At 51.3% G+C, this 12,153-nt stretch carries 12 protein-coding genes and 1 pseudogene; 5 read left to right on the top strand and 8 right to left on the bottom strand.

Annotated features, from left to right (window positions below):
* Positions 1-279, bottom strand: a pseudogene (locus B2R29_RS12420) (aconitate hydratase); the annotation flags it as partial.
* A gap of 186 nt (positions 280-465) precedes the next feature.
* Here B2R29_RS12420 and B2R29_RS12415 point away from each other — a divergent pair.
* Both B2R29_RS12415 and B2R29_RS12410 read left to right on the top strand, forming a co-directional pair.
* On the top strand, positions 466-948 hold the full coding sequence (locus B2R29_RS12415; protein WP_301181358.1) for an FKBP-type peptidyl-prolyl cis-trans isomerase: 483 nt from the start codon (positions 466-468) through the stop codon (positions 946-948).
* Between the two features lie 4 nt (positions 949-952).
* Positions 953-1,282 (top strand): TfoX/Sxy family protein, encoded by a 330-nt coding sequence (locus B2R29_RS12410; RefSeq protein ID WP_301181357.1) that lies wholly within the window; start codon positions 953-955, stop codon positions 1,280-1,282.
* A 29-nt stretch (positions 1,283-1,311) separates the two neighbouring features.
* Here B2R29_RS12410 and B2R29_RS12405 read toward each other — a convergent pair whose 3' ends face one another.
* Together B2R29_RS12405 and B2R29_RS12400 are read right to left on the bottom strand one after the other, a co-directional pair.
* Positions 1,312-2,712, bottom strand: coding sequence for a DEAD/DEAH box helicase (locus B2R29_RS12405; protein WP_301181356.1), 1,401 nt, complete (start codon positions 2,710-2,712; stop codon positions 1,312-1,314).
* Positions 2,709-3,260 (bottom strand): YaeQ family protein, encoded by a 552-nt coding sequence (locus tag B2R29_RS12400; RefSeq protein WP_301181355.1) that lies wholly within the window; start codon positions 3,258-3,260, stop codon positions 2,709-2,711. The genes B2R29_RS12405 and B2R29_RS12400 overlap by 4 nt, the downstream gene beginning before the upstream one ends.
* A gap of 142 nt (positions 3,261-3,402) precedes the next feature.
* On the opposite strand from B2R29_RS12400, the gene B2R29_RS12395 reads away from it, so the two are divergent.
* Both B2R29_RS12395 and B2R29_RS12390 read left to right on the top strand, forming a co-directional pair.
* On the top strand, positions 3,403-3,783 hold the full coding sequence (locus tag B2R29_RS12395; protein WP_301181354.1) for a helix-turn-helix domain-containing protein: 381 nt from the start codon (positions 3,403-3,405) through the stop codon (positions 3,781-3,783).
* A complete protein-coding gene (locus tag B2R29_RS12390; RefSeq protein ID WP_301181353.1) occupies positions 3,780-5,090 on the top strand; it encodes a type II toxin-antitoxin system HipA family toxin in 1,311 nt (436 codons plus the stop codon). Before B2R29_RS12395 ends, B2R29_RS12390 begins: the two co-directional genes overlap by 4 nt.
* A 51-nt stretch (positions 5,091-5,141) precedes the next feature.
* Here B2R29_RS12390 and B2R29_RS12385 read toward each other — a convergent pair whose 3' ends face one another.
* From B2R29_RS12385 to B2R29_RS12365, 5 genes are all read right to left on the bottom strand, one after another.
* Entirely contained in the window at positions 5,142-5,606 is a 465-nt protein-coding gene (locus B2R29_RS12385; RefSeq protein WP_301181352.1) for a hypothetical protein, read from the bottom strand.
* A 40-nt stretch (positions 5,607-5,646) separates the two neighbouring features.
* Positions 5,647-7,590: a putative bifunctional diguanylate cyclase/phosphodiesterase gene (locus tag B2R29_RS12380; RefSeq protein ID WP_301181351.1), complete on the bottom strand. Its 1,944-nt coding sequence runs from the start codon at positions 7,588-7,590 to the stop codon at positions 5,647-5,649.
* A 65-nt stretch (positions 7,591-7,655) separates the two neighbouring features.
* The gene (locus B2R29_RS12375) at positions 7,656-7,910 is read right to left on the bottom strand and encodes a DUF2789 family protein (RefSeq protein ID WP_301181350.1); all 255 of its coding nucleotides are present in this window, start codon (positions 7,908-7,910) and stop codon (positions 7,656-7,658) included.
* A 45-nt stretch (positions 7,911-7,955) separates the two neighbouring features.
* Entirely contained in the window at positions 7,956-9,116 is a 1,161-nt protein-coding gene (locus B2R29_RS12370) for a fatty acid desaturase family protein (protein ID WP_301181349.1), read from the bottom strand.
* 139 nt (positions 9,117-9,255) lie between these two features.
* Positions 9,256-10,296 (bottom strand): AraC family transcriptional regulator, encoded by a 1,041-nt coding sequence (locus B2R29_RS12365; RefSeq protein WP_301181348.1) that lies wholly within the window; start codon positions 10,294-10,296, stop codon positions 9,256-9,258.
* 129 nt (positions 10,297-10,425) lie between these two features.
* On the opposite strand from B2R29_RS12365, the gene B2R29_RS12360 reads away from it, so the two are divergent.
* On the top strand, positions 10,426-12,153 hold the full coding sequence (locus B2R29_RS12360) for an AMP-binding protein (protein ID WP_301181347.1): 1,728 nt from the start codon (positions 10,426-10,428) through the stop codon (positions 12,151-12,153).

The raw sequence follows: 12,153 nt of genomic DNA, 5'->3' as shown, positions 1-12,153 counted from the left end.
CCCGGTGAAATCCTGCATCAGAACGCGGGCAGGGCGGTACTGAATTTCGCGGTCGGATGAGTGCTTGTCTAACCAGCCTGCAATGGCTTTGATGTCGTCCGTGGTGACTGTGTCGCCATCTTCGTTGCGGAGCAGGTTCTCCAGCAGAACCTTTAAGGACTTGGGCAACTTCTCAATGCCTTTCAGTTGTTCGGCCGCCTTGAGAAGCGAGTGATATTGGTAGGATTTGCCATCCACCTCTAGCGTGGACTGGGTATTCAGACTGTTAACTGTCGACATGCTCGGCCTCCATGAAATCCGTTAATCTGCCGCTATCATCACAGCGGCTGATGTATAACCTAGTCAATTAGGTGCGGATCAGAAGGACAAGTTCAGTCGCATTGGCAAGGTTTGGCCAAACAGAGTGTTCCAAATGTAATTTCTGAGATTAATCGGCATAATGTCGGTTAAATTTAAGGAGCCATTATGAATTTTAATATTGTTCTGATCGTACTCATCGTTTTGCTGGTGATCTACGCGTTGAAGCGCGCGGGTGTATTCAGTAAGGGTGCAGCAGAAAACGAGACCGTCGGCGATGCTTATTTAGCTGAGAATGCGTTACGCGGTGAAGTCACTCAGACCGACAGCGGTCTGCAGTACGAAGTGCTTACAGAAGGCGAGGGCGATACTCGTCCGGCAGCGACCGACACTGTGCTGGTGCATTATCACGGCACGCTGATGAATGGCTCTGTGTTTGATAGCTCAGTAAAGCGCGGTGAGCCGATTTCATTCCCGCTGAACCGTGTGATCCCGGGCTGGACTGAGGGCGTGCAGCTGATGACCAAAGGCGCAAAATATAAATTCTATATTCCTGCGCGTCTGGCTTACGGTAATCGTCAGGTGGGTACGATTCCAGGTGGTTCGTTGCTGATTTTCGAAGTTGAACTGCTGGATATTAATCCGGCCTGACTCTATGGCGTTTGATACTGAGCTTGCGGAGCGTATTCGCACGGTGGTCTGTCACTTTGGCCACTGGGACGAAAAGAAGATGTTCGGTGGGCTTTGTATCATGCTCAACGGTCATATGCTTTGCGGTGTGCTCGGCGACGAGTTGATGGTGCGTGTTGGCCCTGAAGACTATGACGCCGCGCTCGGCGAAGATGGGACGCGGGAGATGGACTTTACCGGTCGTCCGTTAAAGGGCATGGTCATGGTTGATGGCGCGGCAGTCGCTGAGCCAGAAGATCTGGAATACTGGCTTCAGCGCTGTAATCTCTTTGTGGGGCGGTTGCCTCCGAAATAATTCAGATCGCAGGCATAGTGTTCGCGTGTTTAATCAATCGATCTCTTGGTGACATTCTTACGACCAGAGAAGAGAGATCCTCCACGACCTTTAGGCTCTTTCGTTGGTGGCGCGGATGGTTTTTCTTTTGCACGGTTAGCGCGAGGCACAGAGCTCAGTTCCTGACTGCTTTCCTTACCTTGATTACCTTTTGAAGATTTTCCCTTTTCGGTCTTTTCTTTACCCGCTTTCGTTTTCAATGGCTTACGCAGGTTAAGCTTTCCTGGCCCTGTCGCTGGTACGCTGTGGTTTGGCACATGGCCGATAAGATCTTCGCGACGTAAGGCTCGGCCGATCAGGGTTTCAATGGCGGTCAGTGTGTCGACTTCGTGTGCGGCGACCAGTGAAATCGCGATGCCTTTTTCTCCAGCGCGGCCGGTACGACCAATACGGTGAATATAGTCGTGCGCGACCGGTGGCAGGTCATGATTGATGACCGCAGGCAAGTGTTCAATATCAATACCACGCGAAGCAACATCCGTCGTCACCAGTACTCGCAGGCGATGTTCACGGAAGGCATCAAGAATGTCGTTCCGTTCATTTTGTGTTTTGTCGCCGTGCAGTACTTCTGCTTGAATATTTTCTGCTTTCAGGTGGTCGGTCAGCGCGTCGGCGCCTTTCTTGGTCTTGGTAAATACCATGACCTGCTTCCATTTATTTTCAATCAGTAGTGAGGCGACAGCGTTGCCTTTATCGCTGTGATCGACCGGGTGTAGCCACTGACGGACATTTTCACTGGTGCGGTTGGCATCTTTCTGACCAAGTTCGATAGCGCCAGGCATAAGCTCAGAGGCAAGCTCACGGACGGCATTGTCGAAGGTGGCAGAAAACAGAAGGTTCTGGCGAACGTCGGGCAGTTTCTGGACGATGCGCTGCAGATCTTCGGCAAAGCCCAGATCAAGCAGACGGTCTGCTTCGTCAAGCACCAGGCACTGTAGGTGTTCAAAGCTGACGCGATGACGAATCATGAGTTCATACAGGCGGCCTGGTGTGGCAACAACGGTATCGGCGCCTTCGGCCATTTTATCTTCGATGGTGCGTGGATTCTGACCGCCGCAGAGAAGCAGACATCGATGACCGCAGTTGCGTCCATAGTCGCGGAAGTTCTCGGCCAGTTGCTGAGCCAGTTCGCGTGTTGGTGCGATGATCAGCAATCTTGGGTAGCGGTAGCCTTCTTCTTCAGTTCGGGGATGCTCGCTGAGTAGTTGCAGCAGTGGCAGCATGAACGCGGCGGTTTTCCCGGTGCCAGTCGGTGCCGCCGCCATCAGGTCTGTGCCGTCAAGAATATGCGGAATGGCTGCTTCCTGAATCGGTGTCGGTTCTTTGTAGCCGAGCGAATCCAGGCGCTTGAGTATGTTGGCATCGTGTAGGAGGCTGCGGAAAGTACTCATGACGGATCTCCACTGAAGAGTGTCTCGGGCGTGAATTCAATTGATTGTTCGTCATTCCCTAACCACATGGTACCGTCCTGAATCGTCGCTTGCAGTCGCATTGTGCGGGAGCATAGCGCTTCTAACTGAGTACAGGCGTCGTCGTCCAGTTTGATCACGCTCAGTTTCGGGTAGGCGTGTACTTTGTTCTCATGATGCTTCCACCAGACATCAAACGCATTACCCTGATAGCCGTACAGTTTCACTGCTTGCGCTTTGCCACACGCTTTACGCAGGCGTTTTTCATCGGGCTGGCCCAGTTCAATCCAAAGTTCTGTCTCATCGCTGTAGGTGCGTTGCCAGAGGTCTGGCTCGTCTTCGGTGCTGATGCCGCGGGTAAATTCCAGGCGCTCGTGAGCATTCAGGGCAAAGACAGCGATACGGGTCATCATCCGCAGGATGGTTTCTGAGGGATGCTGGGCAATCGTCAGGGTATGGGTCGCATAATAGTCGCGATCCATATCTGAGATCATGAGTTCAGCTTTATAGATGGTGGCTTTCAGTGCCATGCCTGTATTCCCGAGCGTAAGTTGCAAAGACGAAAGGTGCGTACTCTACTGTGATTGGCTGAGGTTGCATAGTAGAATTGCTTTTTTCACTAACGATCGTATATGATCAAATATTGTCATATATTGAATTAGGAGATCATAAATGAGTTTATATGATCTTGGACCATTGTCAGATCAGCAGATTCTGGCAAGGTTAGCCGGGCGGCTAAGAAGTGAGCGTCTTCAGCGTAATATCACTCAGCAGGCCCTTGCAGACCTCGCAGGAGTCGGGGTTGCTACGTTGCGACGCTTTGAAAGCGGAGAAGGTAACCTTAGCCTGCTTAATCTGATCGCTCTTCTGCGGGCGCTGGAGCTGATGAACTTGCTGGACGCATTGATTCGCGAGCCGGATATCAGCCCTATGGCAAGTCTTCGTGAAAAAGGCGCGGGCATCTACAGCGAACCTCCTTTGCGCCAGCGGGCAAGACCTGAATCCGGTCTGGCGGGTGATGCTGAGCGCTGGTCCTGGGGTGATGAAGAATGATCAGTCTGGCGGAAGTACAGCTCTGGGGGCGCACAATCGGTGCAGTGCAGTGGGACAACGAGCGTCAGCTCGGCGTGTTCGAATATTCTCCTGAATTTCTGCGCTCGGGCATAGCATTGTCACCTCTGATGATGCCGCTGAGACCAGGTCGCTTCAGCTTCCCCGGCCTTGCCCATGAAACCTTTATGGGCTTACCCGGTATGTTGGCGGATGCCCTGCCTGATAAGTTCGGTAACTTGCTGATTGATCAATGGTTGGTGGCACAAGGTCGCGATCCGGGGTCATTCAATCCGGTCGAGCGTTTACTCTACATGGGGCAGAGAGGTATGGGGGCATTAGAATTTTCCCCAGCAACACGGCAGCAAAGTTCAGATGGAAGTGCCGTTGAGTTGTCGCAACTCGTGTCTTTGGCGAATAAGGCTCTGAATCAGAAGCAGGGACTGGCCGTTGAGATTATTGAAGGAGAGGAAGACGCGCAGGCGTTGAATCAGATCATCGCTGTCGGAACATCGGCCGGCGGCGCAAGGGCAAAGGCCGTTATCGCGTGGAATGAAGAAACCGGAGAAGTGCGCTCGGGCCAGTGCGATACCGAGCAGGGCTTCAGGCACTACCTGTTGAAATTCGATGGTGTCGCAGCAAACCGGGACAAAGAACTGGCAGATCCACAAGGTTACACACGGATTGAATATGCGTGTTATCTGATGGCGAAGGCCGCGGGCATTGAGATGATGCCGAGTCGTTTGCTCGAAGAAAACGGCCGCGCACACTTTCTGACTCAGCGTTTCGACCGGTCGGACTCCGGTAAGAAATTGCACATGCAGACGCTCTGCGGTATCGCTCACTATGATTTTAATGTGGCGGGTGGATATTCTTACGAGCAGTGTTTCCGGGTTATTCGTCAGATAGTGAAGACGCAGGCCAAAGTCGCTCAGGAGCAGCAGTTCAGACGTATGCTGCTGAACCTTATGATCCGCAATCAGGATGACCATACGAAAAATATCGGCTTTCTTATGAATCGGCAGGGGCACTGGTCATTGGCGCCTGCTTATGATGTGACATATGCATACAATCCTGAAGGCGACTGGACGTCGATGCATCAGATGTCGGTGAACGGCAAGCGTGATGGTTTTACTCTCGACGATCTTATCGAATGTGGTAAGGCGGCAGACATTCGTGAACGAAAGGTAAGGGAACTGGTTGCTGAGGTAGAAGCTACAGTCCGGAAATGGTCGGAGTTTGCCAGTGAGGCGGGCGTCCCTGAGCGCTGGGCTGCTTCAATTGAGTCGACGTTTAGAATTTTAAATTAGATAAGAGATCGTTTTGGATCTCTTATCCTTATTTTTTCGTTTTATATATCGTTAATGATCTTTTGATTCATTCCACTTAAAGAGCAGTAAACGTACACGCTCATCGCATGGCTGGTGCCAGAAATTGGTGTCTTCGTACCATTCTCCCAGCATGTCCAGTCCCGGCTCAGCCTGGCATGCACCAACTTCGATCGATGATTCCTTACCGTAGGCGTCGTAAAGCTTCTCCAGCAGCAACTCGCAACGCTCGGCGTTGTCTGCAAGCAGAAATGGCTGGTCTAGATCGGCTTCCAGTTCACGAATAACCGACCACCCGGTTTCCCCCATCTGATATAGGGTGTCCTGTGAAATGCCGTGCAGGTCTTCAAGAGCAAAGTCCCAGTCGTCCCAGTCATCGTCGGGTTGAACCAGTGTGGTTTTGACGGTGCCATCAGCCAGTGACCAGGCAATCGCTACCGGGTGTGCGGTGTCTTCATATGAGCTGGCGTCAATCGCAATAAAAGACGGGTATTCCACGGCGGGCTCCAGTGATCAATCGGTTAAACAGGCGGCGAATTTACTTCGCCACTGGACGATGTGCAATATTGCAGTGCAATAAGTCGTCAGGGTGCAGGAACTGTTCTGCGTCAGATGCACTCACTGGGTGTCCGTAATAGAAGCCTTGAGCGAGATCGCAGCCATTGCGAATCAGAAAATCAGCTTGTTCGGCGGTCTCAATACCTTCGGCCACAATCAGCATATCGAGGTTTTTGCCTAACGTAATGATCGATGCGGCAATAGCCTGATCGGCGGTGCTCGTACTCAGGTCCTTCACAAACGTCCGGTCGATTTTGATGGCGTCGACGGGTAAGTTCTTCAGATAATTGAGTGATGAAAAGCCGGTACCGAAGTCGTCGAGATAAATAAATATGCCATGTTCTCTGAAATACTCGAGAACGTGGCGGGCATGAGTGAGATCCTGCATCAGCAGGCTTTCTGTAATCTCAACTGAGATCAGTGAGGTTGGTATGCCTATTTCTTTAATCGTGCGGACGATATCCAGATGAAAGTTCGGAATCAGGAACTGTCTTGGGGAAATATTAATGCTGATGTTGGCCTGGTAGCCTTGCTGGTACCACTCTTTTGCCTGGATGCATGCTTGCTCAAGAATCCAGAAACCAATCCGGCCAATCATGCCCGCATCTTCTGCGATATGGATGAAGCTCTCTGGTGATACGAACTCACCGTTAGACTTTGGCCAACGCAGTAACGCCTCAAAGCTGTGGAGGTGGCCAGTTGACATCCCTGGTCGTATATCGTGGAGGCATACCTTAGGTTGGTAATATAACTCCAGTGCGTTGCTTTCCAGAGCCTTGCGCAGACTGGTCTCAAGGGACATACGCTGAACGGCGATGCGTTCCAGCGATGGCGTAAACAGATGGTAGCAATTTTTACCATTCGCTTTTGCACGGTACATGGCGATGTCGGCATTACGCATAAGAATGCCGACTTCTTCGCCATCGGTAGGGTAGATGGCTATCCCCATAGAGGCGCCAATGACGAACTCCCTGCGTCCGAGGCGAATCGGATCACACAAGCGAAGCAGAAGATGCTCTGCGGACTCCAGTACTTCATCGTGGTGCTCGACGTGATTGAACAGTACGATAAATTCGTCACCGCCAACACGGGCCAGTGTGTCTCCTGGGCGCATTACCCCCTGAAGGCGTTGGGCGACCTCAATAAGCAGCTCGTCTCCGGTACTATGACCAAGGCTGTCGTTGATGGTTTTAAAACCATCCAGGTCCAGATAGCAAAGAGCAAAGCGTTTGTGTGTATCTGTGGCTTCTTCAATGGCCTCAGACAGTTTCTGCTGCAGGTGTACGCGGTTTGGCAAGCCAGTCAGACTGTCATGGTATGCCTGATAACTGATGGTCGCTTCTTTTTCACGTACTTCTGTAATATCGCGGATCATCCATATGAAGCCGGCAACTTCATGGTGGTGCCCGTATATCTCCAGTGTTGTTCCGTCATGAAATTTGTATTCATCAAACGATGATGTTCCAGGATCGCGGATCGCCGCTAGCTGACTATGCAGCTTCGTTTTATCGCTGAACAAGGAGCAGGAGTAGTGGAACAGGTCGGTACCAGAACGAGAGATGACTTCGTCCCGTGAGGTACGGAGTAACTCTACGTAGCGGTCATTGAACGCGACGACGTGATCATCGTTGTCGACGACAAGAATGCCTTCGTTTGACGCGTTGAGCGTGGCATTGAGTACTTCGTAGGACTGACTCAGTTCCTGCTGTGATTTTCGTTGGGATTCGAGGTTGCGGGTCAGAGTCGCGTTACGCTCCAGCATGGTACGCGCACTCTGCTCAAGCGTATCCATGAGGTCGGACCGTTGTTGATCCAGTAATTCGTAGGTTCGGTCAACGTCCCGGAGAAGCGCCTGAAAACTTTCAGGCAGGTTATCCTCTTCTCCGAGGTGCTGCTTTATGTGTTGCTCCAGCCTTTGGTGCATAGGGCCGCCAGGTACCTGTTTGTTTTTGTTCTTGTCGGTAGTGTTCGGGCAACCTGATTCAGTAATCAGGAGGGCCTGATATCCGCCGGTCGGCGCAGCAGAGAGTCGAGTGTGTCAGTCAGTTCTGCCCAGTCTTCGTCTTCCTCTGTTTTTTCTTTGAGAAAGGTTCGCTGGGAGTCAGAAAAGAAGTCCATCTCGTAGATCTTCTTACTGTCGGCAACCGGTTTATGCTGCTCAATAAATTTGTAGATCTGCTGGTCTTGGGATGGCAGCCCCAGCTGATCAAACAACTCGTTCATTGTGTGTACAGATGTTCCCATATTTGCCTCCGTCACCTTTTTTCAAAGCCTCAGGAGTGGGATGCATCAGGAGGCTCTGAGTTCCTCAGATCCGGTCGTGCACTCTGTACAGCCTGTCTCTTGTATCTTATCTGTAGTCTCTGCATTAAAAGCGCGCTTTGGAGTGCCCGGCACGGACAGTGCTTTCATGTGACGATAATGACCTTTAATTGCTGCCCACATAGTAGGGTAGGAACGCACTTCATAACCCAGCTCGGCAGCCTTGCTCTTAACCAAGGGATGCAGTTCAGCATAATGCACATGGCTGACCCTGGGGAACAGGTGATGTTCTGCCTGAAAATTCAGTCCTCCGAGAGCCCAGGTCAGAAAACGGCTGTCGGTGGCGAAGTCTACCGTAGTACGCATCTGATGTACGGCCCACTCATCCGGTAATACACCACGTTCGTCCGGACGGGGGAATTCAGCTTTATCTACGACATGTGCCAACTGGAAGATGACAGCGAACAGGAAGCCCAGAAAGGCGTGCATCAGAAGAAAGCCTAACAGTGCTGGGCCTGTTCCCAAAGCAGCCATAGGAATAAGCAGATACAGGGTCACATAGATGGCTTTCGATGCCCAGAACTCCACATGGTCAGCGAGCTTCATGCGGTGCGAATAATCCCTGCGAGCAATTTTCTGGCTGCCATAGGCTTTAAAATCCAGCGCAAAGAACCAGAACAGACTGGTAATCAGATACAGGAACCAGACGTAAAAATGCTGATACTTGTGAAATGGGCGATGCGGTTGATGAGGGCTCATCCGGAACAGTCCGAGTGCGTCGATATCCTCATCTGCTTCATCGACATTGGTAAAGGCGTGATGGTTGCGATTATGCTTCTGTGCCCAGTAGTAACGATTACTACCAACGAGGTTGAAGGACATAGCCATCAGGCGATTGAGCTTACGTGAACCGCTGAAAGATTCATGCGCACCGTCGTGCATGATGTTGAAGCCCACCAGTGCTGTAGCTACACCATGCAGCGCCCACGCGATGTAATGCATTGAGCCAGACAGGCCATAGATGAGCAGATAGCTTCCAGCGTACAACAGAGCAATAAAAATGGCTTTGTTATGGAGGCGGTCATCGCCGGTTTTCCTGATTCCTTTCTCACTGAAGAAGCGGGTCACTTCACCAGATAATTCCTGATATACCGGGCGTTTGCCGGACTGAAAGTGTACGTGAGACATGTTAATTATTCTTTTGTTATGAGGCCGCAGCCTGTGCTTTTCGGACGCTCGTATCTTCCACTTCCTTATGGACAATCAGCGCCTCAAAGTTATCGTTATTATACAGGTGTTGTGAAACTGTGGTTGGAAATATTGTGACTCAGGACACATGTTTGGTCAGTTTTCGGTAATTTAATGGTGTGATTCCCATCCATTTCCGAAACGCACGCACGAAGTTTGATGTATCTGTGTAACCCAATTGCTCCGCAATATCAGAAACCTTCATACTGGAGTTGCCAAGCAGTCTAGTGGCCTGTTCACGTCTTACTTCTTCAACCATTTTTCGGAAGCTGGTGTTGAGTTGTGCCAGCTGCCTGTTGAGGGATCGGGTGCTGATACGCAGGCGCTCTGCGACATCTTCAAGGGACAGGCCGCTGCCGTAACTGATCAGAAGTGTGCGGACGCGTGAAGCCAGATCAATATGCTCACCCGGTGCTTCTGCCAATAGTCGCTCGCATTCCTGCTCAGCGCTATGTCGAGCGACGCTGTTCGCTGTCGATACCTCGAGACTCAGAGCCGCCTTAGGGATGACAAGTTCGAACTGATCGCAGTTAAACTCGACGTCACAGCCTAACAGTTGTTCATAGAAAGCCACTGGTCGCTGTGCTGACTCGACGAGTCTGATGATTGGGGTGAGGATGTCATTGTTGCGGGTTAAAAAACGAGCAATCGTCACCAGCGTCGATAGTATGTTGTGTGCAATAAATGGAAAGGAGTCGGGCAGGGCAGCCGCTCTGATAATTTCCAGAGCGCACTCATCCTGCCCTTGACGAAATCGAATACGGGCCAACCCGGTACGGGTGCCTGCGTAACGTACCGCCAGCGAGAGACCTTCGCCCAGAGTTTCGCTTGCCATCACCGCAAAACCGAGAAAGCCATGGCTTGCGATGCTCATTCTTCGCCCATGCTCCAGCCCCAATAGCGGATCGTTTGACAGGCGATAGGCATTGCGTACGATCTGGTCGTACTCACGCGCTGAGATATGTGTGCCGGGTTGTCCAAGCGCCCGAGGCGAAATGCGGGTACTTGCGACCAGCTGTGCCGGGCTTATTCCACGGTTGGCCAGCAACTCCAGCAAGGGGATCAGGTACTCGTTGGTGAACAGCGGGTGAACAGCGGATATTTCCTGGCGTCCGGGCATGATAAACCTGATACAATGTGTGGCGATAAATGACCAAAATGATGTCACGAATATCACTTTCGCTCAAACTCGCTTTGCTTCATAGTCTGGGCGCCATAAAAAACGATCAAATAAACAGGGGAAAAACCTATGGATGCGTCTTTCTGGGACGGCAAACGTGCGCCCGGTATCGTTGATACCATCAATGTGAATGAATACGATTCGGTTGTTGAATGCATCGACAGTGCATTCAAGCGTTACGCTGACCGTAAAGCGTTCACCAGCGTAGGCTACACTCTGACCTACCGTGAAATCGACGAGTACAGTGCAGCATTCGCATCCTACCTCCAGAACCACACGACTCTGCAGCCAGGCGACCGTGTCGCGGTTCAGATGCCAAACATCATGCAGTGCCCTATTGCGGTATACGGTGTTCTTCGTGCCGGAATGATTCTGGTGAATACCAATCCGCTGTACACCGAACGCGAGATGCTTCACCAGTTCAATGACTCTGGTGCCAAAGCGCTGGTATGCATGGACATGTTCGCTAAGTCTGTGCAGAGCATTCTGCCAGAGACAGGCTTGAAGCATGTTATCGTGACCAGTCTTGCCGATATGCTGCCTTTCCCTAAGCGTCAGCTGATCAACGCTGCTGCTAAGTACATCAAGAAAATGATCCCGGATTATTCACTGCCAACGGCCGTGCGTTTCCGTAAAGCACTGAGCCTTGGTAAGTCTGCGGGCGCGCACAAGAAGAACCACATTACTGGTCACGACAGCACTATCGTTCTGCAGTACACCGGTGGTACGACAGGTGTTGCCAAGGGCGCTGAACTGACTAACCTGAACCTGATTGCCAATATGCTTCAGGCGCGCGCCAACATGGCTCAGGTTGATGACAACGGTAAGCCACTGAAACCTGCTGAAGGCGCAACTGTCGTTGCACCACTGCCGCTGTACCACATTTACTCGTTCACGGTTCACCTGATGGCTATGCTGGATTCTGGTGATCACAGCATCCTGATTGCAAATCCTCGCGATCCGGGCATGTTCATTAAGATGATCAAACCTCATCGCCTGGATGGCTTCGTTGGTCTGAACACTCTGTTCGTTGGTCTGCTGAACCACCCAGAATTCAAAGAATGTAATTTTGAACACCTGAACCTGACTCTGTCTGGTGGTACTGCACTTATGGACGACACCGCCAAACGCTGGAAAGAAACCACTGGCTGTGGCATCTCTGAAGGCTATGGTCTGACTGAGTGCTCGCCAATTGTTGCGGTTAACCCAGCAGCAGGCCTTGAACGTCTTGGTACGGTAGGTCAGGCGGTACCGGGTACGTCGCTTAAATGTATTGACGATCAGGGTAATGAAGTTGCTCAGGGCGAACGTGGCGAACTGTGCGTTAAAGGTCCTCAGGTGATGAAAGGCTACTGGAATCGCCCTGAAGCCACTGCAGACTCCTTCACTGAAGACGGTGAATGGCTGAAAACCGGTGACGTTGCTGTTATCGACGACGATGGTTTCGTGAAGATCGTTGACCGTATTAAAGACATGATTCTGGTGTCTGGTTTCAACGTATATCCAAATGAAATCGAAGAAGTTGTGGCGGCTCACCCAGCAGTAGAAAACTGTGCGGCTATCGGTATTCCAGATGAGAAGAGCGGTGAAGCCGTGAAGCTTTTCGTCATCTCAACCGATAAAAACCTCACAGCGGACGATATTAAAGCGCACTGCCGTGAAAGCCTGACTGGTTATAAACAGCCTAAGTACATCGAGTTCCGTGATGAACTGCCGATGACACCGGTTGGTAAGATTCTGCGTCGCGAACTGAAAGACGAAGAAGCTTCGAAAAATAAAGAAGCTGAGCCAGCGTAA

Origin of the sequence: Thalassolituus sp. UBA3500 (assembly GCF_002377545.1) — a bacterium.
Taxonomy (GTDB): domain Bacteria; phylum Pseudomonadota; class Gammaproteobacteria; order Pseudomonadales; family Oceanobacteraceae; genus Thalassolituus.
The sequence above is the reverse complement of the archived record's forward strand: the minus strand, read 5'-3'. Positions and strand labels throughout refer to the sequence as shown.